This window comes from Bacteroides sp. AM16-24 (assembly GCF_003471885.1).
Taxonomy (GTDB): Bacteria; Bacteroidota; Bacteroidia; order Bacteroidales; family Bacteroidaceae; genus Bacteroides.
In genome coordinates, this window is record NZ_QRKI01000003.1 from 356,820 (window position 1) to 379,197 (window position 22,378).

29 protein-coding genes are annotated in these 22,378 nt (G+C 40.3%); all 29 read left to right on the top strand.

Translation table 11 applies throughout. The features are described 5' to 3' along the window. Positions 1-4 precede the first annotated feature (4 nt). The 29 genes from rplJ (at position 5) to rplO (ending at position 22,378) form a co-directional block, all read left to right on the top strand. Positions 5-523 (top strand): 50S ribosomal protein L10, encoded by a 519-nt coding sequence (gene rplJ / locus DW182_RS05825; RefSeq protein ID WP_007662127.1) that lies wholly within the window; start codon positions 5-7, stop codon positions 521-523. A gap of 47 nt (positions 524-570) precedes the next feature. Further along, positions 571-948 carry a 50S ribosomal protein L7/L12 gene (rplL, locus tag DW182_RS05830; protein WP_007662129.1) on the top strand — a complete coding sequence of 126 codons (378 nt, stop codon included), beginning with the start codon at positions 571-573 and terminating at the stop codon, positions 946-948. A 104-nt stretch (positions 949-1,052) separates the two neighbouring features. After that, positions 1,053-4,865: a DNA-directed RNA polymerase subunit beta gene (gene rpoB / locus DW182_RS05835; RefSeq protein WP_117705910.1), complete on the top strand. Its 3,813-nt coding sequence runs from the start codon at positions 1,053-1,055 to the stop codon at positions 4,863-4,865. Between the two features lie 94 nt (positions 4,866-4,959). After that, a complete protein-coding gene (rpoC, locus tag DW182_RS05840) occupies positions 4,960-9,252 on the top strand; it encodes a DNA-directed RNA polymerase subunit beta' (RefSeq protein ID WP_007662133.1) in 4,293 nt (1,430 codons plus the stop codon). A gap of 134 nt (positions 9,253-9,386) precedes the next feature. Next, positions 9,387-9,695 (top strand): DUF3467 domain-containing protein, encoded by a 309-nt coding sequence (locus DW182_RS05845; RefSeq protein ID WP_118294948.1) that lies wholly within the window; start codon positions 9,387-9,389, stop codon positions 9,693-9,695. Between the two features lie 117 nt (positions 9,696-9,812). After that, on the top strand, positions 9,813-10,217 hold the full coding sequence (gene rpsL / locus DW182_RS05850; protein ID WP_117705905.1) for a 30S ribosomal protein S12: 405 nt from the start codon (positions 9,813-9,815) through the stop codon (positions 10,215-10,217). A gap of 155 nt (positions 10,218-10,372) precedes the next feature. Next, complete coding sequence (gene rpsG, locus DW182_RS05855) at positions 10,373-10,849, top strand: 30S ribosomal protein S7 (protein ID WP_007662138.1); 477 nt, start codon at positions 10,373-10,375, stop codon at positions 10,847-10,849. A gap of 53 nt (positions 10,850-10,902) precedes the next feature. Beyond that, positions 10,903-13,020, top strand: a complete 2,118-nt coding sequence (gene fusA / locus DW182_RS05860) for an elongation factor G (protein WP_117705902.1) — start codon at positions 10,903-10,905, stop codon at positions 13,018-13,020. A gap of 84 nt (positions 13,021-13,104) precedes the next feature. Beyond that, complete coding sequence (gene rpsJ / locus DW182_RS05865) at positions 13,105-13,410, top strand: 30S ribosomal protein S10 (protein ID WP_002558075.1); 306 nt, start codon at positions 13,105-13,107, stop codon at positions 13,408-13,410. A 19-nt stretch (positions 13,411-13,429) separates the two neighbouring features. Beyond that, positions 13,430-14,047: a 50S ribosomal protein L3 gene (gene rplC / locus DW182_RS05870; protein WP_007662140.1), complete on the top strand. Its 618-nt coding sequence runs from the start codon at positions 13,430-13,432 to the stop codon at positions 14,045-14,047. Beyond that, positions 14,047-14,673 (top strand): 50S ribosomal protein L4, encoded by a 627-nt coding sequence (gene rplD / locus DW182_RS05875; protein ID WP_118223679.1) that lies wholly within the window; start codon positions 14,047-14,049, stop codon positions 14,671-14,673. The genes rplC and rplD overlap by 1 nt, the downstream gene beginning before the upstream one ends. 16 nt (positions 14,674-14,689) lie before the next feature. Beyond that, on the top strand, positions 14,690-14,983 hold the full coding sequence (gene rplW / locus DW182_RS05880) for a 50S ribosomal protein L23 (RefSeq protein WP_118294949.1): 294 nt from the start codon (positions 14,690-14,692) through the stop codon (positions 14,981-14,983). A 5-nt stretch (positions 14,984-14,988) separates the two neighbouring features. Continuing rightward, positions 14,989-15,813 (top strand): 50S ribosomal protein L2, encoded by an 825-nt coding sequence (gene rplB, locus DW182_RS05885; RefSeq protein ID WP_007662143.1) that lies wholly within the window; start codon positions 14,989-14,991, stop codon positions 15,811-15,813. Positions 15,814-15,833: 20 nt separating this feature from the next. Continuing rightward, a complete protein-coding gene (gene rpsS / locus DW182_RS05890; RefSeq protein WP_002558070.1) occupies positions 15,834-16,103 on the top strand; it encodes a 30S ribosomal protein S19 in 270 nt (89 codons plus the stop codon). Between the two features lie 34 nt (positions 16,104-16,137). Beyond that, positions 16,138-16,548, top strand: a complete 411-nt coding sequence (rplV, locus tag DW182_RS05895) for a 50S ribosomal protein L22 (RefSeq protein WP_004291236.1) — start codon at positions 16,138-16,140, stop codon at positions 16,546-16,548. Positions 16,549-16,553: 5 nt separating this feature from the next. Continuing rightward, on the top strand, positions 16,554-17,285 hold the full coding sequence (rpsC, locus tag DW182_RS05900) for a 30S ribosomal protein S3 (RefSeq protein WP_007212072.1): 732 nt from the start codon (positions 16,554-16,556) through the stop codon (positions 17,283-17,285). 23 nt (positions 17,286-17,308) lie between these two features. Next, on the top strand, positions 17,309-17,743 hold the full coding sequence (rplP, locus tag DW182_RS05905) for a 50S ribosomal protein L16 (RefSeq protein ID WP_007212073.1): 435 nt from the start codon (positions 17,309-17,311) through the stop codon (positions 17,741-17,743). A gap of 5 nt (positions 17,744-17,748) precedes the next feature. After that, complete coding sequence (gene rpmC / locus DW182_RS05910) at positions 17,749-17,946, top strand: 50S ribosomal protein L29 (protein ID WP_007212074.1); 198 nt, start codon at positions 17,749-17,751, stop codon at positions 17,944-17,946. Next, entirely contained in the window at positions 17,943-18,212 is a 270-nt protein-coding gene (gene rpsQ, locus DW182_RS05915; protein ID WP_007662150.1) for a 30S ribosomal protein S17, read from the top strand. The genes rpmC and rpsQ overlap by 4 nt, the downstream gene beginning before the upstream one ends. 2 nt (positions 18,213-18,214) lie before the next feature. Continuing rightward, positions 18,215-18,580, top strand: a complete 366-nt coding sequence (gene rplN / locus DW182_RS05920) for a 50S ribosomal protein L14 (protein WP_007212076.1) — start codon at positions 18,215-18,217, stop codon at positions 18,578-18,580. Positions 18,581-18,600: 20 nt separating this feature from the next. Next, positions 18,601-18,933, top strand: coding sequence for a 50S ribosomal protein L24 (rplX, locus tag DW182_RS05925; RefSeq protein WP_118294950.1), 333 nt, complete (start codon positions 18,601-18,603; stop codon positions 18,931-18,933). Beyond that, positions 18,933-19,490, top strand: coding sequence for a 50S ribosomal protein L5 (gene rplE, locus DW182_RS05930; RefSeq protein ID WP_044263536.1), 558 nt, complete (start codon positions 18,933-18,935; stop codon positions 19,488-19,490). Before rplX ends, rplE begins: the two co-directional genes overlap by 1 nt. Positions 19,491-19,494: 4 nt before the next feature. After that, a complete protein-coding gene (gene rpsN, locus DW182_RS05935; protein WP_007212079.1) occupies positions 19,495-19,794 on the top strand; it encodes a 30S ribosomal protein S14 in 300 nt (99 codons plus the stop codon). Positions 19,795-19,847: 53 nt separating this feature from the next. Next, positions 19,848-20,243, top strand: a complete 396-nt coding sequence (gene rpsH, locus DW182_RS05940; RefSeq protein ID WP_004291226.1) for a 30S ribosomal protein S8 — start codon at positions 19,848-19,850, stop codon at positions 20,241-20,243. Between the two features lie 15 nt (positions 20,244-20,258). Beyond that, positions 20,259-20,828 (top strand): 50S ribosomal protein L6, encoded by a 570-nt coding sequence (rplF, locus tag DW182_RS05945; RefSeq protein ID WP_118294951.1) that lies wholly within the window; start codon positions 20,259-20,261, stop codon positions 20,826-20,828. 21 nt (positions 20,829-20,849) lie between these two features. Then, a complete protein-coding gene (rplR, locus tag DW182_RS05950) occupies positions 20,850-21,194 on the top strand; it encodes a 50S ribosomal protein L18 (RefSeq protein WP_007662161.1) in 345 nt (114 codons plus the stop codon). A 5-nt stretch (positions 21,195-21,199) separates the two neighbouring features. Continuing rightward, the gene (gene rpsE / locus DW182_RS05955) at positions 21,200-21,715 is read left to right on the top strand and encodes a 30S ribosomal protein S5 (protein ID WP_007662163.1); all 516 of its coding nucleotides are present in this window, start codon (positions 21,200-21,202) and stop codon (positions 21,713-21,715) included. Between the two features lie 9 nt (positions 21,716-21,724). Next, positions 21,725-21,901: a 50S ribosomal protein L30 gene (gene rpmD, locus DW182_RS05960; protein ID WP_007662165.1), complete on the top strand. Its 177-nt coding sequence runs from the start codon at positions 21,725-21,727 to the stop codon at positions 21,899-21,901. Positions 21,902-21,931: 30 nt separating this feature from the next. Beyond that, positions 21,932-22,378, top strand: coding sequence for a 50S ribosomal protein L15 (gene rplO / locus DW182_RS05965; RefSeq protein WP_007662167.1), 447 nt, complete (start codon positions 21,932-21,934; stop codon positions 22,376-22,378).

The following is a 22,378-nucleotide window of genomic DNA, read 5'->3' on the forward strand; positions in this document are numbered from 1 at the left end:
AATAATGAGAAAGGAAGATAAAAGTACGATTATTGAGCAGATTGCTGCTACAGTAAAGGAATATAGTCACTTCTATTTGATAGACATCACTGCGATGAACGCTGCTGCTACAAGCGCGTTGAGAAGAGAATGTTTCAAATCGGACATCAAATTGATGCTGATTAAGAATACATTGCTTCACAAAGCATTGGAAAGTCTGGAAGAAGATTATTCTCCGCTTTATGGTTGCTTGAAAGGTACTACAGCTATTATGTTCTGTAATACTGCCAACTTACCTGCTAAGTTGATCAAAGCAAAAGCTAAAGACGGTATTCCCGGACTGAAAGCTGCATATGCAGAAGAAAGCTTCTATGTTGGTGCTGACCAGTTGGATGCTCTCGTTAGTATTAAGAGTAAGAATGAAGTTATTGCCGATATCGTTGCTTTGCTGCAGTCACCGGCCAAGAATGTTATTTCTGCTCTCCAATCAGGTGGAAACACCATTCACGGAGTTCTCAAAACTCTTGGTGAACGTCCCGAATAAATTTTTCATAAACAAATTAGTAATTAAACAATTAAAATCATACAAAAATGGCAGATTTGAAAGCTTTTGCAGAACAATTAGTTAACTTGACAGTAAAAGAAGTTAATGAACTTGCAACTATCCTTAAAGAAGAATATGGTATTGAACCTGCTGCTGCAGCTGTAGCTGTTGCTGCTGGTCCTGCAGCTGGTGGTGCTGCTGCCGCTGAAGAAAAGACTTCTTTTGATGTAGTATTGAAGAGCGCTGGTGCAGCTAAACTTCAGGTTGTTAAGGCCGTGAAGGAAGCTTGTGGTCTTGGCTTGAAAGAAGCTAAGGACATGGTAGACGGTGCTCCTAGCGTAGTTAAAGAAGGTTTGGCTAAAGACGAAGCAGAATCATTGAAGAAAACATTGGAAGAAGCTGGAGCTGAAGTTGAACTTAAATAACATTAGCCTGTAAATCAGGTAATTCGGTTAAGAACCCTTCTGAAGAGGGTTCTTAACCTTTTTGTGTATATATTTAAAATTAAGTTCTACAAATCCATTAACAGATGTCTTCAAATACTGTAAACCAAAGAATTAATTTTGCTTCGACTAAAAATCCACTTGAATATCCGGATTTTTTGGAAGTACAATTGAAGTCATTCAAAGACTTTTTACAACTGGATACCCCACCCGAAAAGCGTAAGAACGAGGGACTGTATAAAGTATTTGCTGAAAACTTCCCCATTGCTGATACAAGAAACAATTTTGTTCTTGAGTTTTTGGACTACTATATTGATCCGCCGCGTTATACAATCGATGATTGTATAGAGCGAGGGCTTACTTATAGTGTGCCTTTGAAAGCAAAATTGAAATTATACTGTACAGATCCCGATCATGAGGATTTTGATACCGTTATTCAGGACGTATTCCTTGGTCCTATTCCTTATATGACGGATAAGGCGACTTTCGTCATAAACGGTGCGGAACGTGTGGTTGTATCTCAGCTTCACCGTTCTCCAGGCGTATTCTTCGGTCAGAGCGTACATGCTAATGGTACCAAACTTTATTCTGCCCGTATCATTCCGTTTAAAGGTTCATGGATTGAGTTTGCTACTGATATTAACAATGTCATGTATGCGTACATTGACCGTAAGAAGAAGTTACCCGTTACTACTTTGCTGAGAGCTATCGGTTTTGAGAATGATAAGGATATTCTTGAAATTTTCAATTTGGCCGAAGACATTAAAGTCAATAAGACGAATCTCAAAAGAGTGCTGGGACGTAAGTTAGCGGCTCGTGTATTGAAAACATGGATTGAGGATTTTGTAGACGAAGATACCGGTGAAGTTGTTTCTATTGAGCGTAATGAGGTTGTTATAGACCGTGAAACAGTTATCGAACCGGAACATGTTGATATTATTTTAGAGTCAGGCGTTCAAAACATTCTTGTGCACAAGGAAGAACCGAATCAATCTGACTACTCTATCATATATAATACGCTTCAGAAAGACCCGAGTAACTCAGAAAAAGAAGCAGTACTGTATATCTATCGTCAGTTGCGTAATGCAGACCCAGCCGATGATGCCAGTGCACGTGAAGTTATCAACAATCTGTTCTTCTCTGAAAAGAGATATGACTTGGGTGATGTAGGCCGTTACAGAATCAACAAGAAGTTGAACCTGACGACTGATATGGACGTGCGCGTTCTGACCAAGGAAGATATCATTGAGATTATCAAGTATCTGATTGAGTTGATTAACTCAAAAGCTGATGTGGATGATATTGACCACTTGAGTAACCGTCGTGTGCGTACTGTAGGTGAGCAATTGTCTAACCAGTTTGCAATAGGTTTGGCTCGTATGTCACGTACGATCCGTGAGCGTATGAATGTGCGCGATAATGAAGTGTTTACTCCGATTGACTTAATTAATGCCAAGACTATTTCTTCCGTGATCAACTCATTCTTCGGAACGAATGCTTTGTCCCAGTTTATGGACCAGACGAATCCGTTGGCTGAAATTACGCATAAACGTCGTATGTCTGCCCTTGGTCCTGGTGGTTTGTCGCGTGAGCGTGCCGGATTTGAGGTACGCGACGTTCACTATACTCACTATGGTCGTCTTTGTCCGATTGAAACACCGGAAGGACCGAACATTGGTTTGATCTCTTCTTTGTGTGTGTTCGCTAAGATTAATGTGCTTGGTTTCATTGAAACTCCGTATCGTAAGGTTGAAAATGGTAAGGTAGACCTTTCTGATGCAGGTTTGGCATATTTGACTGCGGAAGAAGAAGAAGGCAAGATTATTGCTCAGGGTAATGCTCCTTTGAATGATGATGGTACTTTCATTCGTGATAAAGTAAAGGCCCGCCAAGATGCTGACTATCCGGTTGTAACTCCGGATGAAGTGGAATTGATGGACGTTTCTCCTCAGCAGATTGCTTCTATTGCTGCATCTTTGATTCCTTTCTTGGAACATGATGATGCTAACCGTGCGTTGATGGGGTCAAACATGATGCGTCAGGCAGTTCCTTTGTTGAAGAGTGAAGCTCCTATTGTTGGTACAGGTATCGAACGTCAGTTGGTACGCGATTCTCGGACGCAGATTACTGCTGAAGGTGATGGTGTAATAGACTTTGTGGATGCTACTACTATTCGTATTTTGTACGATCGTACGGAAGACGAAGAATTTGTAAGTTTCGAACCGGCTTTGAAAGAATACCGTATTCCGAAATGGCGTCGTACAAACCAGAATATGACGATTGACCTTCGTCCTATTTGTGAAATTGGCCAGCGTGTAACGAAGGGGCAGATTTTGACAGAGGGTTATTCTACGGAAAAAGGTGAGTTGGCTTTGGGTAAGAATTTGTTAGTAGCTTACATGCCGTGGAAGGGTTATAACTATGAGGATGCTATCGTATTGAATGAACGCGTAGTTCGTGAAGATATATTGACTTCAATTCATGTAGAAGAATATTCACTGGAGGTTCGTGAAACGAAACGCGGTATGGAAGAATTGACTTCCGATATTCCGAATGTGAGTGAAGAAGCTACTAAAGATTTGGACGAGAATGGTATCGTACGTGTGGGTGCTCGCATCCAACCGGGTGATATTTTGATTGGTAAGATTACACCGAAAGGTGAGTCTGATCCGTCACCGGAAGAAAAATTGCTTCGTGCAATTTTCGGTGATAAAGCAGGTGATGTGAAAGATGCTTCGTTGAAAGCTTCTCCTTCTTTGAAAGGTGTTGTTATCGACAAGCGTTTGTTCTCCCGTGTAATCAAGAGCCGTAGTTCCAAATTGGCAGATAAGGCTTTATTGCCGAAGATTGATGATGAATTCGATGCAAAAGTTGCTGATTTAAGAGGTGTCTTGATCAGAAAGCTGTTGAAGTTGACAGAAAATTATGTATCGGAGGGTGTGAAAGATTATATGGGCGCTGATATTATTTCAAAAGGTGCCAAATTCTCTCCTTCTGATTTCGGTGATCTGGACTTTACTTCAATTCAGTTGAGTAACTGGACGAATGACGACCGTATCAACGGTATGATTCGTGATTTGGTGATGAACTTCATCAAGAAATATAAGGAACTGGATGCAGAACTGAAACGTAAGAAGTTTGCTATTACCATTGGTGATGAACTTCCTGCTGGTATCATTCAGATGGCGAAAGTGTATATCGCTAAGAAACGCAAGATTGGTGTAGGTGATAAGATGGCTGGTCGTCACGGTAACAAGGGTATTGTTTCTCGTGTTGTCCGTCAGGAAGATATGCCGTTCCTCGCTGATGGTACTCCGGTAGATATTGTATTGAATCCGTTGGGTGTGCCTTCTCGTATGAACATCGGTCAGATATTCGAGGCTGTATTAGGTCGTGCCGGTAAGAATTTGGGTGTTAAGTTTGCAACTCCTATTTTTGACGGTGCTACATTGGATGACTTGAATGAGTGGACTGACAAGGCTGGTTTGCCACGTTATGGTAAGACAAAATTGTATGATGGTGGTACGGGTGAGCCGTTTGATCAGCATGCTACGGTTGGTGTTACCTATATGTTGAAGTTGGGCCACATGGTTGAAGATAAGATGCACGCGCGTTCTATCGGTCCGTACTCTCTGATTACTCAACAGCCGTTGGGTGGTAAGGCACAGTTCGGTGGTCAGCGTTTCGGAGAAATGGAAGTTTGGGCGCTTGAAGCATTCGGTGCTGCGCACATTCTGCAGGAAATTTTGACTATCAAATCCGATGACGTTGTAGGCCGTTCTAAAGCTTATGAAGCAATTGTGAAGGGTGAACCGATGCCGCAACCTGGTATTCCAGAATCACTCAATGTATTGTTGCATGAGTTGAGAGGTCTGGGTCTTAGCATCAATCTGGAATAAATCTATAATTAGTAGTTGGGAGTGATAATCTATTTGCTCTCAACTATTAATTCTCAATATTCAATTGTCAATTTTCAATTATATATAATAAAGTATGGCTTTTAGAAAAGATAACAAGATAAAGAGTAATTTCTCGAAGATCTCTATTGGTTTGGCTTCTCCGGAAGAAATCCTTGAGAATTCGAGTGGTGAAGTTTTAAAGCCTGAAACTATCAACTATCGTACGTATAAGCCTGAACGTGACGGTTTGTTCTGTGAGCGCATTTTTGGTCCTATCAAGGATTATGAATGTCATTGCGGTAAGTACAAACGTATCCGTTACAAAGGTATTGTCTGCGACCGTTGTGGTGTGGAAGTGACAGAGAAAAAAGTACGTCGTGAGCGTATGGGACACATTCAGTTGGTTGTGCCGGTAGCTCATATCTGGTATTTCCGTTCGCTTCCTAATAAGATTGGTTATTTGTTGGGTTTGCCTACAAAGAAACTTGATTCTATTATCTATTATGAGCGTTATGTGGTAATCCAGGCTGGTGTGATGTCAGGTGAGATTGCTGAATATGATTTGCTCTCGGAAGAAGAATATCTGGATTTGATGGAGAAGTTGCCGAAAGACAATCAATTCCTGGAAGATTCAGACCCTAATAAATTCATAGCTAAGATGGGTGCCGAAGCCATTTATGACTTGCTGGCCCGTTTGGATTTGGATGCATTGTCTTATGAATTGCGTCACCGTGCTGGTAACGACGCTTCTCAACAACGTAAGAATGAGGCTTTGAAGCGTCTTCAGGTTGTTGAATCATTCCGTGCATCTCGTGGACGTAACAAGCCGGAATGGATGATCGTACGTATTGTACCGGTTATTCCACCCGAACTTCGTCCGTTGGTTCCGTTGGATGGTGGTCGTTTTGCTACTTCTGACTTGAATGACCTTTATCGTCGTGTAATTATTCGTAATAATCGTCTGAAGAGACTCATTGAGATCAAAGCTCCTGAAGTAATTTTGCGTAATGAAAAACGTATGTTACAGGAAGCTGTTGATTCTTTGTTCGATAACTCACGTAAATCCAGTGCAGTAAAAACGGATGCTAACCGCCCTTTGAAATCTCTTTCTGATAGTTTGAAAGGTAAGCAAGGTCGTTTCCGTCAGAACCTGTTGGGTAAACGTGTTGACTACTCTGCACGTTCGGTAATCGTTGTTGGTCCGGAATTAAGAATGGGTGAATGTGGTATTCCTAAATTGATGGCAGCTGAACTGTACAAACCGTTCATTATACGTAAGTTGATTGAACGTGGTATTGTGAAGACCGTGAAGAGTGCCAAGAAGATTGTAGATCGTAAAGAAGCTGTTATCTGGGATATTCTGGAACATGTAATGAAAGGTCATCCGGTACTGTTGAACCGTGCACCGACATTGCACCGTTTGGGTATTCAGGCGTTTCAGCCTAAGATGATTGAAGGAAAAGCTATTCAGCTGCACCCATTGGCATGTACGGCTTTCAATGCTGACTTTGACGGTGACCAGATGGCTGTTCACTTGCCGTTGAGTAATGAAGCTGTTCTGGAGGCTCAGATGTTGATGCTTCAATCTCATAATATCTTGAACCCGGCGAATGGTGCTCCTATTACTGTACCTTCTCAGGATATGGTGCTTGGTTTGTACTACATTACTAAATTACGTAAGGGTGCAAAAGGCGAAGGCTTGATATTCTATGGTCCGGAAGAAGCTTTGATTGCTTACAATGAGGGTAAAGTTGATATTCATGCTCCGATCAGCGTTGTTGTGAAGGATGTGGACGAGAATGGAAACGTTGTTGACGTAATGATGCATGACACTTCTGTAGGTCGTGTAATTGTTAACGAAATTGTTCCCCCTGAAGCTGGTTATATCAATACCATTATTTCTAAGAAATCACTTCGTGATATTATTAGTGATGTAATTAAGGTATGTGGTGTGGCTAAAGCTGCCGACTTCCTTGATGGTATAAAGAATTTAGGTTATCAAATGGCCTTTAAGGGTGGTTTGTCATTCAACTTGGGTGATATTATCATTCCGGAACAAAAAGAGGCATTGGTGCAGAAAGGATATGATGAAGTTGAGCAGGTTATCAACAACTATAACATGGGCTTCATTACCAATAATGAACGTTACAACCAGGTGATCGATATTTGGACACATGTTAATTCAGAGTTGTCTAATATATTGATGAAGACCATTTCGAGTGATGACCAAGGATTCAATGCTGTATATATGATGCTGGATTCCGGTGCTCGTGGTTCTAAAGAACAGATTCGTCAGTTGTCCGGTATGCGTGGTTTGATGGCAAAACCGCAGAAGGCAGGTGCAGAGGGTGGTCAGATTATTGAAAACCCGATTCTTTCAAACTTTAAGGAAGGTCTTTCGGTGTTGGAGTATTTTATCTCTACCCACGGTGCTCGTAAAGGTTTGGCGGATACGGCGTTGAAAACGGCTGATGCCGGATATCTGACTCGTCGTCTGGTTGACGTATCTCATGATGTGATTATTAATGAAGAAGACTGCGGTACGCTCCGTGGATTGGTTTGTACAGACTTGAAGAACAATGATGAAATCATTGCTACACTGTATGAGCGTATCCTTGGTCGTGTATCTGTACATGATATTGTTCATCCTACAACGGGTGAATTACTTGTTGCAGGTGGTGAAGAAATAACCGAAGAAGTTGCTAAGAAGATTCAGGATTCTCCGATTGAAAGTGTTGAAATACGTTCTGTATTGACCTGCGAATCGAAGAAGGGTGTTTGTGCAAAATGTTATGGACGTAATCTTGCAACGAGCCAGATGGTTCAGAGAGGTGAGGCTGTTGGTGTAATTGCTGCACAGTCTATCGGTGAGCCGGGTACACAGTTGACGTTGCGTACTTTCCATGCCGGTGGTACGGCTGCCAATATTGCAGCCAATGCAAGTATCACAGCTAAGAATCCGGCACGTTTGGAATTTGAAGAACTTCGTACTGTAGATGTTGTAGATGAAGCTGGTGAACCGGCAAAGGTGGTAGTAGGTCGTTTGGCTGAAGTACGCTTTGTGGATGTGAATACTGGTATTGTTCTTTCTACTCATAATGTACCTTATGGTTCTACTCTTTATGCAGCTGATGGTGAGGTCGTAGAAAAAGGTAAGATGATTGCCCGCTGGGATCCGTTCAACGCTGTTATTATAACGGAAGCTACAGGTAGGATTGAGTTTGAAGGTGTTATCGAGAATGTCACCTATAAGGTGGAATCTGATGAGTCTACCGGTCTGCGCGAAATTATCATCATTGAGTCTAAGGATAAGACGAAAGTTCCGACAGCTCACATTATGACAGAAGACGGTGACTTGATTCGTACATATAACCTCCCTGTGGGTGGTCACGTTGTTGTCGAAAACAAGCAAAAGGTAAAAGCCGGTGAAGTTATCGTGAAAATACCTCGTGCAGTTGGTAAGGCTGGTGATATCACGGGTGGTCTTCCACGTGTAACAGAGTTGTTTGAGGCTCGTAATCCGTCTAATCCTGCTGTTGTTTCTGAAATTGATGGTGAGGTTACAATGGGTAAGGTTAAACGTGGTAATCGTGAAATAGTCGTAACTTCTAAGACTGGTGAAGTTAAGAAGTATCTGGTACCGTTGTCAAAACAGATTCTGGTACAAGAGAACGACTATGTACGCGCTGGAACTCCATTGTCTGACGGTGCTACAACTCCTGCTGATATTTTGGCTATTAAAGGTCCTACGGCTGTACAGGAATATATTGTGAATGAAGTACAGGATGTATATCGTCTGCAGGGTGTGAAGATTAATGATAAGCACTTTGAAATTATAGTTCGCCAGATGATGCGTAAAGTTGAAATTGATGAACCGGGCGATACCCGCTTCCTGGAACAACAGGTAGTGGATAAGTTGGAGTTCATGGAAGAAAATGATCGTATCTGGGGTAAGAAGGTCGTTGTTGATGCTGGTGATTCTCAGAATTTGCAGCCGGGACAGATTGTTACTGCTCGCAAATTACGTGATGAAAACAGTATGCTGAAACGCCGTGACTTGAAACCAGTTGAAGTACGTGATGCTGTTCCTGCAACTTCTACTCAGATTCTTCAGGGTATAACTCGTGCTGCTCTGCAAACTTCAAGCTTCATGTCAGCTGCTTCATTCCAGGAAACTACAAAGGTTTTGAACGAAGCTGCCATCAATGGTAAGATTGATAAGTTGGAAGGTATGAAAGAGAACGTTATCTGCGGTCACTTGATACCTGCCGGTACTGGTCAGCGTGAATATGAAAAGATAATTGTTGGCTCCAAAGAGGAATATGACCGTATCCTTGCAAATAAGAAAACGGTTCTTGATTATAACTCAATGGATGTTGAAGAATAAGATGTAATAAATACAGTCAATTGATTATTAAATAGGAAAGAGGAGATGTCTTTAAAAGGATGTCTCCTCTTTTGTTTTTGGAATAAAATATTATTCTTACCTTTGAATATTTAAATTCTAAACATAAAGCGAAAATGGAAAATCAGGAAATGAATAATCAATTACAAATTGAACTGAAAGAAGATATTGCGCAGGGGATATATGCCAATTTAGCTGTGATTACACACTCCAGCTCTGAGTTTATTGTTGATTTTGTACGGGTGATGCCGGGAATACCTAAAGCTGGTGTAAAATCCCGTATTGTGTTGGCACCGGAACATACTAAGAGACTATTGCGTGCTTTGGAAGAAAATATCGGTAAATATGAACGCACATTTGGTCCTATCAGGTTGTTGGATGAACAGCCAATTCCGCCTATGACGAATGTCAAAGGGGAAGCTTAAAATTAAAAAAAAACTTGTAGTGCATTGATTATTCAAATATTATTCGTATTTTTGCAGCCCAAAAGTGTATAGCTACGAAATTAATATAATAATAATATATAATTAAAAACAATTAAAATGCCTACAATTCAGCAATTAGTAAGAAAAGGACGCGAGGTGTTGGTGGAGAAAAGTAAATCACCGGCTCTTGATTCATGTCCTCAAAGACGTGGCGTTTGCGTGAGAGTGTATACAACCACTCCGAAAAAACCGAATTCTGCAATGCGTAAAGTTGCACGTGTACGTTTGACCAATGGTAAAGAGGTGAACTCTTACATTCCGGGAGAAGGACACAACTTGCAGGAGCACTCTATTGTATTAGTACGTGGTGGTCGTGTTAAAGACCTTCCGGGTGTACGTTATCACATTGTCCGTGGTACATTGGATACTGCAGGTGTTGCAGGTCGTACTCAAAGACGTTCTAAATACGGAACTAAGCGTCCGAAACCAGGACAGCAAGCTGCACCGGGTAAGAAAAAATAATAGATAGCCCTACACTGTAAACAGTTAAATTAAAAGTAATAACTTACGTTTTAGTTTATTGGAAATGCTAAAGGTTGAGTAAATTCTCCGGAGGGGGAGTTGAAGAAGTCAAGAAGTAAACAACCAAAAACGAAAAACATTATTCTTTCAAACAAATGAGAAAAGCAAAACCAAAAAAACGCGTTATCCTGCCGGATCCCGTGTTTAATGATCAAAAGGTTTCAAAATTCGTAAACCATCTGATGTATGACGGAAAGAAGAACACCTCTTATGAAATCTTCTACGCCGCTTTGGAAACAGTAAAAGCAAAACTTCCTAACGAAGAAAAGTCTGCCCTTGAAATTTGGAAAAAGGCTTTGGATAATGTGACTCCGCAAGTTGAGGTTAAATCTCGTCGTGTAGGTGGTGCTACATTTCAGGTTCCGACTGAAATACGTCCGGATCGTAAGGAGTCAGTATCAATGAAGAACTTGATTATTTTTGCTCGCAAGCGTGGTGGTAAATCAATGGCTGATAAGTTAGCTGCTGAGATCATGGATGCGTATAATGAACAAGGTGGTGCTTACAAACGTAAAGAAGATATGCATAGAATGGCTGAAGCTAACCGTGCATTTGCTCATTTTAGATTCTAATACTATAAGAATAACCGATAGATTAAAAACTTAAAGTAAAAGGAATTAAAAAAATGGCTAAGCAAGATTTACATTTGACGCGTAATATTGGTATCATGGCTCACATCGATGCCGGAAAAACAACTACCTCTGAACGTATCCTGTTCTATACGGGTTTGACTCACAAAATTGGAGAAGTGCATGATGGTGCTGCTACAATGGACTGGATGGCACAGGAGCAAGAACGTGGTATTACTATCACCTCTGCTGCTACTACAACTCGTTGGAAATATGCAGGTGATACTTATAAAATCAACTTGATTGATACTCCGGGACACGTTGACTTCACTGCTGAAGTAGAGCGTTCTTTGCGTATCTTGGATGGTGCTGTTGCTGCATATTGTGCAGTAGGTGGAGTTGAACCGCAGTCTGAGACTGTATGGCGCCAGGCTGATAAATATAATGTGCCACGTATTGCTTATGTGAATAAGATGGACCGTTCAGGTGCTGACTTCTTTGAGGTTGTGCGCCAGATGAAGGCTGTTTTGGGAGCTAATCCGTGTCCGATAGTTATTCCTATTGGTGCTGAGGAATCTTTTAAAGGTCTGGTGGATCTTATTAAGATGAAAGCTATCTATTGGCATGATGAAACAATGGGTGCTGACTATACAGTAGAAGAAATCCCTGCTAATCTGGTAGACGAGGCTAACGAGTGGAGAGACAAAATGCTTGAAAAAGTGGCGGAGTTTGACGATGCTTTGATGGAAAAATATTTCGATGATCCTTCTACTATTACAGAAGAAGAAGTATTGAGAGCTCTTCGCAATGCTACAGTGCAGATGGCGGTTGTTCCGATGTTGTGTGGTTCATCATTCAAGAATAAGGGCGTACAGACTTTGCTTGACTATGTTTGTGCATTCTTGCCGTCTCCATTGGATACTGAAAATGTAATTGGTACAAATCCTGAAACAGGAGCTGAAGAAGATCGTAAGCCTAGTGATGACGAAAAGACTTCTGCTTTAGCATTTAAGATTGCAACTGACCCCTATGTAGGTCGTTTGACTTTCTTCCGTGTTTATTCGGGTAAAATAGAAGCTGGTTCTTATATTTACAACTCTCGTTCTGGTAAGAAAGAACGTGTATCTCGTTTGTTCCAGATGCACTCAAATAAGCAGAACCCGGTTGAGGTTATTGGTGCTGGTGATATTGGTGCAGGTGTTGGTTTTAAAGATATTCATACTGGTGATACCTTGTGTGATGAAGATGCACCGATTGTATTGGAATCTATGGATTTCCCGGAACCGGTTATTGGTATTGCAGTAGAACCAAAGACTCAGAAAGATATGGACAAGCTGTCTAACGGTTTGGCTAAATTGGCTGAAGAAGATCCGACGTTTACTGTGAAGACTGATGAGCAGACTGGCCAGACGGTTATTTCTGGTATGGGTGAGCTTCACTTGGATATTATTATTGACCGTCTGAAACGTGAGTTTAAGGTAGAATGTAATCAAGGTAAACCTCAGGTTAATTACAAGGAAGCTATTACGAAGACAGTTAACTTACGTGAAGTTTATAAGAAACAGTCTGGTGGTCGTGGTAAGTTTGCGGATATTATCGTGAATATTGGCCCGGTTGATGAAGACTTTACTCAAGGCGGTTTGCAGTTTATTGACGAAGTGAAAGGTGGTAATATTCCTAAGGAATTTATTCCATCTGTACAGAAAGGTTTCACTACTGCAATGAAAAACGGCGTTTTGGCCGGCTATCCGTTGGATTCACTGAAGGTGACTCTGCTTGATGGTTCATTCCACCCGGTTGACTCTGACCAGTTGTCTTTTGAGATTTGTGCTATTCAGGCGTATAAGAATGCTTGCGCTAAGGCGGGTCCCGTGCTGATGGAACCTATTATGAAGCTGGAGGTTGTAACTCCGGAAGAGAATATGGGTGATGTTATCGGTGACTTGAACAAACGTCGTGGTCAGGTAGAAGGCATGGAATCTAGTCGTTCGGGTGCTCGTATTGTGAAGGCTATGGTTCCGTTGGCTGAAATGTTTGGCTATGTAACTGCATTACGTACTATTACTTCCGGTCGTGCTACTTCATCAATGGTATATTCTCATCACGCCCAGCTTTCCAACTCTATTGCTAAGGCAGTATTGGAAGAGGTAAAAGGACGTGCTGATTTGATCTAAAAAACTTAAAAGTCCGTAGGCTAGCGAATGACTCTTAGCCTGCGGAATTTTATCTTATTATAACTTTAATAATTAATAAAACTAATGAGTCAAAAAATTAGAATTAAATTGAAATCTTACGACCACAACTTGGTTGACAAGTCAGCTGAGAAGATTGTAAGAACGGTGAAGGCAACGGGCGCCATCGTTAGCGGTCCGATTCCTCTCCCTACGCATAAGCGTATCTTTACTGTGAACCGTTCGACTTTCGTAAACAAGAAGTCACGTGAACAGTTTGAACTCTCTTCTTATAAGAGACTGATCGACATTTATAGCTCAACAGCTAAGACTGTAGACGCTCTGATGAAGTTGGAGTTACCGAGTGGTGTGGAAGTAGAAATCAAAGTTTAGTATTTAAATTTTAAGTGAAATGCCAGGATTATTAGGAAAAAAAATCGGAATGACATCCGTTTTCAGTGCCGAGGGTAAGAATGTACCATGCACTGTTATCGAAGCAGGTCCTTGTGTTGTTACTCAAGTTAAGAGTGTTGAAAAAGATGGCTATGCAGCTGTTCAGTTGGGCTTCCAGGATAAAAAGGAAAAGCATACAACTAAGCCGTTGATGGGGCATTTTAAGAAGGCTGGAGTAACTCCCAAGAAACACTTGGCTGAGTTCAAAGAATTTGAAACAGAGTTAAATCTGGGTGATACTGTTACCGTAGAATTGTTTAATGATGCAACTTTCGTTGATGTTATCGGAACTTCTAAAGGTAAGGGTTTTCAAGGTGTAGTTAAAAGACATGGTTTTGGTGGCGTAGGTCAGACTACTCACGGTCAGCACAACCGTGCTCGTAAGCCGGGTTCTATCGGTGCTTGTTCATACCCTGCAAAAGTATTTAAAGGAATGCGCATGGGTGGTCAACTTGGCGGTGATAGAGTGACTGTTCAAAACTTACAGGTATTAAAGGTTCTTCCGGATCACAACCTTCTTTTGATTAAGGGGTCTGTTCCCGGTTGCAAAGGTTCAATCGTAATAATTGAGAAATAATGGAAGTTAACGTATATAACATTAAAGGTGAAGACACTGGGAGAAAGATTACGTTAAACGAATCTATCTTCGGAATTGAGCCCAACGACCATGCTATCTATTTGGACGTAAAGCAATTTATGGCTAATCAGCGTCAGGGTACACATAAATCAAAAGAAAGAAGCGAGATTAGTGGCTCTACTCGCAAGATTGGTCGTCAAAAAGGCGGCGGTGGTGCACGTCGTGGTGACATGAACTCACCAGTACTTGTTGGTGGTGCTCGTGTTTTCGGTCCTAAACCGAGAGATTACTACTTCAAGTTAAATAAAAAAGTAAAGACATTAGCTCGTAAGTCAGCTTTAGCATATAAAGCACAGAATAATGCGGTTGTTGTTGTAGAAGACTTCAATTTCGAAGCTCCGAAAACGAAAGATTTTGTTGCAATGACAAAAAATCTTAAAGTTTCTGATAAAAAGCTGCTTGTGATTTTACCAGAAGCAAATAAAAATGTATATTTGTCGGCTCGTAACGTGGAAAGTGCAAATGTACAGACTATCTCAGGATTAAATACTTACAGAGTGTTGAATGCTGGGGTTGTTGTGTTTACTGAAAGCGCTCTTTCGGCTATTGGCAATATCTTAATGTAAAAAGGAGGCTTAAATAATGGGAATTATTATTAAACCGTTAGTAACAGAGAAAATGACAGCAATTACAGATAAGACGAATAACCGTTTCGGCTTTATTGTACGTCCTGATGCTAACAAATTGGAAATTAAGAGTGAAGTTGAAGCCTTATATAACGTTACGGTAGTTGATGTAAATACAGTTAAGTATGCCGGTAAAAACAAAAGCCGTTATACAAAAGCAGGTATCATCAATGGTCGTACGAATGCGTATAAAAAAGCAATCGTTACGTTGAAAGAAGGAGATACTATTGATTTTTATAGCAATATTTAAAAGAAATGGCAGTACGTAAATTTAAGCCCACAACACCGGGGCAAAGACATAAAATTATTGGTACCTTTGAGGAAATTACTGCGCGGGTACCAGAAAAATCTCTTGTTTTTGGCAAGAAATCTTCAGGTGGTCGTAATAGCGAAGGTAAGATGACTATGCGCTATATTGGTGGTGGTCATAAGAAGATTATTAGAATTGTAGATTTCAAGAGAAATAAGGACGGTGTACCTGCAGTGGTTAAAACAATTGAATATGATCCGAATCGCTCGGCTCGTATCGCTTTGTTGTTTTATGCAGATGGAGAAAAAAGATATATAATTGCTCCCAATGGATTGCAAGTAGGTGCGACTTTAATGTCAGGTGAGAGTGCTGCTCCGGAAATCGGTAATGCACTTCCTCTTCAGAATATTCCGGTTGGTACTGTAATTCATAACATTGAATTACGTCCGGGTCAAGGTGCAGCTTTGGTTCGTTCAGCTGGTAATTTTGCTCAGTTGACTTCAAGAGAAGGTAAATATTGTGTTATCAAATTACCTTCAGGCGAAGTTAGACAAATACTTAGCACTTGTAAAGCTACTATCGGTAGTGTTGGTAACTCAGATCATGGATTGGAAAGTTCAGGTAAAGCTGGACGCTCTCGTTGGATGGGTCGTCGCCCGCGTAACCGTGGTGTTGTTATGAACCCGGTTGATCACCCGATGGGTGGTGGTGAAGGACGTGCTTCAGGAGGACACCCAAGATCTCGTAAGGGATTGTACGCTAAGGGACTTAAGACAAGAGCTCCGAAGAAACAATCGTCTAAGTATATTATTGAGAGAAGAAAGAAGTAATCTGATTAATTGAGTAAACTATGAGTCGTTCATTAAAAAAAGGTCCGTATATTAACGTTAAGCTTGAGAAGAAAGTTCTTGCTATGAATGAATCAGGCAAGAAAGTTGTTGTTAAGACTTGGGCCAGAGCTTCAATGATTTCGCCTGATTTCGTAGGCCATACAGTTGCAGTTCATAACGGAAATAAATTTATTCCTGTATACGTTACCGAAAATATGGTAGGTCATAAGTTGGGCGAATTTGCTCCAACTCGTACTTTCAGAGGACACGCTGGTAACAAGAAAAAATAACAGGATTTATCTGAAATAATAAAGTATAAATATAATGGGAGCAAGAAAAAAAATATCGGCTGAAAAAAGAAAAGAAGCCCTTAAGACCATGTATTTTGCAAAGTTGCAGAATGTTCCTACTTCCCCTCGCAAAATGCGTCTCGTGGCTGACATGATTCGCGGGATGGAAGTGAACAGAGCACTTGGCGTTTTGAAGTTTTCTTCAAAAGAAGCAGCTGCCAGAGTTGAGAAATTACTGCGCTCTGCAATTGCTAACTGGGAGCAGAAAAACGAACGTAAAGCTGAAAGTGGCGAGTTATTCGTAACAAAGATTTTTGTTGATGGTGGTGCTACACTCAAGAGAATGAGACCGGCTCCGCAGGGTAGAGGTTACAGAATTCGTAAGCGTTCAAATCACGTAACGTTGTTCGTTGGTTCTAAAAGTAATAACGAAGATCAAAATTAAGGTAAATGGGACAAAAAGTTAATCCAATAAGCAACCGTTTAGGAATTATCAGAGGATGGGATTCCAATTGGTATGGTGGAAATAATTACGGCGATTCTCTGCTGGAAGATAGCAAGATTCGTAAATATTTGAACGCTAGACTTGCAAAAGCTAGTGTATCAAGAATCGTAATTGAACGTACACTGAAACTCGTGACTATTACCGTTTGTACTGCACGTCCGGGTATTATTATCGGTAAAGGTGGCCAAGAAGTTGATAAGTTGAAAGAAGAGTTGAAGAAGGTTACCGATAAGGATATTCAGATCAATATCTTCGAAGTGAAAAGACCTGAGTTGGATGCTGTTATTGTTGCTAATAACATCGCCCGTCAGGTAGAGGGAAAGATTGCCTATCGCCGTGCCATTAAAATGGCTATCGCCAATACTATGCGTATGGGTGCTGAAGGTATCAAAATTCAGATTTCAGGACGTTTGAATGGAGCTGAAATGGCCCGTTCTGAAATGTATAAGGAAGGAAGAACTCCGTTGCACACTTTCAGAGCAGATATCGACTACTGTCATGCAGAAGCATTGACGAAAGTTGGTCTTCTCGGTATTAAAGTTTGGATCTGTAGAGGTGAAGTTTTTGGTAAGAGAGAATTAGCTCCGAACTTTACGCAAAGCAAAGAAAGTGGTCGTGGAAGCAATAGCGGAAACAATGGCGGAAAGAACTTCAAAAGAAAGAAAAATAATCGCTAAACGAATTTGAATTTTTAGGAATTATGTTACAACCGAAAAAGACAAAATTCAGAAGACAACAAAAAGGCCGTCAAAAAGGTATTGCCCAAAGAGGTAATCAGTTGGCTTTCGGTTCTTTTGGAATTAAGGCTTTGGAAACAAAATGGATTACAGGCCGTCAGATTGAAGCTGCTCGTATTGCAGTGACAAGATATATGCAACGTCAAGGACAAATTTGGATTCGTATTTTTCCGGATAAACCTATTACCAGAAAACCTGCAGATGTACGTATGGGTAAAGGTAAGGGTGCTCCAGAGGGCTTTGTAGCCCCTGTTACTCCGGGAAGAATTATTATCGAAGCTGAAGGGGTATCTTATGAAATCGCAAAAGAAGCTTTGCGCTTAGCTGCACAAAAGCTTCCTATTACAACGAAATTTGTTGTAAGACGTGATTATGATATTCAAAATCAAAATGCGTAATGGATATGAAAATAGCAGAAATTAAAGAAATACCTACCAATGATCTGGTAGAAAGAGTAGAGGCAGAAGTGACAAACTATAATCAAATGGTTTTAAATCATTCTATTTCTCCTTTGGATAATCCTGCTCAGATCAAACAATTACGCAGGACTATTGCGCGTATGAAAACAGAATTACGCCAAAGAGAACTTAACAATAAATGATGAGCTTGATGGAAGCAAGAAATTTAAGAAAAGAAAGAACTGGGGTTGTGCTGAGCAATAAGATGGATAAAACCATTACAGTAGCAGCTAAGTTTAAAGAAAAACACCCCATATATGGTAAGTTCGTTAGCAAGACTAAGAAGTACCATGCTCATGATGAAAAGAATGAGTGCAATATCGGTGATACTGTACTTATTATGGAGACTCGTCCTTTGAGCAAGACTAAAAGATGGAGATTGGTAGAAATAATTGAAAGAGCTAAGTAATTATGATACAAGTAGAATCCAGAATTACAGTATGTGATAACAGTGGAGCAAAAGAAGCTCTCTGTATTCGCGTTTTGGGCGGTACGGGTCGTCGTTATGCTTCAGTGGGGGACGTGATTGTTGTTTCAGTAAAGAGTGTCATCCCTTCAAGTGATATTAAAAAAGGTGCAGTGTCTAAAGCTTTGATCGTACGTACTAAGAAAGAAATCCGTCGTCCCGATGGTTCTTATATACGTTTTGATGATAATGCTTGTGTGTTGTTGAACAACGCAGGCGAGATTAGAGGTAGTCGTATTTTCGGTCCGGTAGCTCGTGAACTTCGTGCTACTAACATGAAAGTTGTGTCACTCGCTCCTGAAGTACTTTAATTTTGTAAAAGATTTAAGTAATGAGTAAATTACATATTAAAAAAGGCGATACAGTTTACGTAAATGCTGGTGAAGACAAAGGCAAAACTGGTCGTGTGTTGAAGGTTCTTGTTGATAAAAATCGTGCAATTGTTGAAGGTATCAACATGGTGTCCAAGAGCACTAAGCCTAATGCAAAGAACCCTCAGGGTGGTATTGTGAAGCAGGAAGCTTCTATCCATTTGTCTAACTTGAATCCCGTAGATCCAAAAACGGGTAAAGCCACGCGTATCAGTCGTAAAGTAACTATTGGTGAAAATGGTAAGAAGACTATTGCACGTGTTTCTAAAAAATCAGGAGAGGAGATTAAGTAATGAGTAATACTGCAAGCCTTAAGAAAGAATATGTAGAGCGTATTGCGCCTGCATTGAAATCACAGTTCCAGTATTCTTCTTCGATGCAGGTACCCGTACTTAAGAAGATTGTTATCAATCAAGGTTTGGGTATGGCTGTTGCTGATAAGAAGATTATCGAAGTGGCAATTAATGAAATGACTGCTATCACAGGTCAGAAAGCTGTTGCAACCATTTCTCGTAAAGATATCGCTAACTTTAAGTTGCGTAAGAAAATGCCAATTGGCGTTATGGTGACTTTGCGTCGTGAGAGAATGTACGAATTCCTTGAAAAATTGGTTCGTGTAGCTCTTCCTCGTATCCGTGACTTCAAGGGTATTGAAAGTAAGTTTGATGGAAAGGGTAACTATACTCTTGGTATTCAGGAACAAATCATTTTTCCTGAAATTAATATCGATAGTATTACCAGAATTCTCGGAATGAATATTACCTTTGTAACCTCTGCACAAACAGATGAAGAAGGTTATGCCTTGTTGAAAGAATTCGGTTTACCGTTTAAAAACGCTAAAAAAGATTGATAATATGGCAAAGGAATCAATGAAGGCACGTGAAGTAAGACGTGCTAAATTAGTAGCCAAATATGCCGAGAAGAGAGCTGCATTGAAACAAATTGTTAGAACAGGTGATCCTGCAGAAGCTTTTGAAGCTGCACAGAAATTACAGGAACTGCCTAAGAATTCTAATCCGATTCGTATGCATAACCGTTGTAAATTGACTGGTCGTCCTAAAGGATATATCCGCCAATTCGGTATCTCTAGAATTCAATTCCGTGAGATGGCTTCTAACGGTCTTATTCCCGGTATTAAGAAAGCAAGCTGGTAATTTTTGTTTTAAATATTGTCAGGGTAGGCCTGATTAATTTAATTTTTTATTATATGACTGATCCAATAGCAGATTATTTGACGAGGTTGCGGAACGCTATTCAAGCAAAGCACAGAGTTGTAGAAGTTCCCGCTTCAAATTTGAAAAAAGAAATCACTAAGATTCTTTTTGAGAAAGGCTACATTCTTAATTATAAGTTTGTAGAAGACGGTCCTCAAGGTACAATTAAGGTAGCCTTGAAGTATGATCCGGTTAACAAAGTAAACGCAATTAAGAAACTGGAAAGAATTTCTTCTCCGGGTTTGCGTCAGTATACCGGTTATAAGGACATGCCGCGAGTTATTAATGGTTTGGGTATTGCTATAATATCTACTTCCAAAGGTGTAATGACCAACAAAGAAGCCGCTGAACTGAAAATCGGTGGTGAAGTTTTGTGTTATGTATATTAATAGGAGGAATTAGCAATGTCAAGAATAGGAAAATTACCCATTAGTATTCCCGCTGGAGTAACAGTTACTCTGAAAGAAAATGTGGTTACCGTGAAGGGACCCAAAGGCGAACTTAGCCAATATGTAGATCCTGCTATCAATGTCGCCATCGAAGATGGTCATCTGACTTTGAGCGAGAATGAAAAAGCAATGTTGGATAATCCCAAACAAAAGCATGCATTCCATGGCTTGTACCGTTCTTTGGTACACAATATGGTAGTTGGTGTATCTGAAGGATATAAAAAAGAATTGGAGCTTGTAGGTGTAGGTTACCGTGCTTCTAACCAAGGTAATATTATTGAATTGTCTTTGGGGTATACGCACAATATCTTTATACAGTTGCCTCCTGAAGTTAAAGTAGAGACAAAATCTGAAAGAAATAAGAATCCGCTTATTATTTTAGAGTCTTGCGATAAACAATTGCTGGGTCAAGTTTGCTCTAAGATACGTTCTTTCCGTAAGCCCGAGCCGTATAAAGGTAAAGGTATTAAGTTTGTTGGTGAAGAAATTCGTAGAAAGTCTGGTAAATCTGCCGGCGCTAAGTAATTTACATAAAATTAGAATGTTATGACAACAAAAATAGAAAGACGAATTAAGATCAAATATAGAGTACGCAACAAAATTTCAGGTACTGCTGAACGTCCGCGTATGAGTGTATTTAGAAGTAATAAGCAGATCTACGTTCAACTTATCGACGATTTGGGAGGTAAGACTTTAGCTGCTGCATCTTCTTTAGGTATGACTGAAAAGTTACCCAAGAAAGAACAAGCTGCAAAGGTTGGAGAGTTGATCGCTAAGAAAGCTCAGGAAGCAGGTATTACTACTGTTGTTTTCGACCGTAATGGTTACTTGTATCATGGGAGAGTAAAAGAAGTAGCTGATGCTGCTCGTAACGGTGGACTTAAATTTTAATCATTATGGCAATTAATAATAGAGTTAAGATTACAAACGATATAGAACTGAAAGACCGTTTGGTTGCTATTAATCGTGTAACCAAAGTAACCAAAGGTGGTAGAACTTTTAGTTTCTCTGCAATTGTGGTTGTAGGTAATGAAGAAGGTATCATCGGTTGGGGTCTTGGTAAAGCAGGTGAAGTAACCGCAGCTATTGCTAAAGGTGTTGAATCTGCTAAGAAGAATCTGACAAAGGTGCCTGTTCTGAAGGGGACTGTTCCTCATGAACAGACTGCTAAGTTTGGTGGTGCAGAAGTGTTCATCAAACCTGCTTCTCATGGTACAGGTGTAGTTGCAGGTGGTGCAATGCGTGCAGTACTTGAAAGTGTTGGTATTACGGACGTTTTGGCTAAGTCAAAAGGATCTTCTAACCCGCACAACTTAGTGAAAGCTACTATCCTAGCGTTGGGTGAAATGCGTGACGCACGTATGGTTGCTCAAAACAGAGGTATTAGTATTGAAAAAGTATTTAGAGGATAAGGAGGAAATATGTCGACTATAAAGGTTAAACAAATTAAAAGTAGAATTGGTGCTCCGGCTGATCAAAAAAGAACTCTCGATGCACTGGGACTTCGTAAGTTGAATCGTGTGGTTGAACACGAGTGTACTCCTTCAATTCTTGGAATGGTGGATAAGGTTAAACACTTGGTTACCATTGTTAAGTAATTATTTGTTGAATATAAAACGAATTACAATATGAACTTAAGTAATTTAAAACCTGCTGAAGGATCTACTAAAACAAGAAAGAGAATTGGACGTGGTCCGGGTTCTGGCTTGGGAGGTACTTCTACAAGAGGTCATAAGGGAGCTAAATCAAGATCTGGTTATTCTAAGAAAATAGGTTTTGAAGGTGGTCAGATGCCTCTCCAACGTCGTGTTCCTAAATTCGGTTTTAAGAACATTAATCGTGTAGAGTATAAAGCTATCAACTTGGATACAATTCAGAAACTTGCTGAAGCTAAAAAGTTGGAGACAGTTGGTATTAATGATTTTATCGCTGCTGGCTTTATTTCTTCAAATCAGTTGGTAAAAGTATTAGGTAATGGAACTTTGACTACAAAGTTGGATGTGCAAGCTCATGCATTCTCTAAGACTGCTGTTGCTGCCATTGAAGCTGCTGGTGGAAGTGTAGTAAAACTCTAA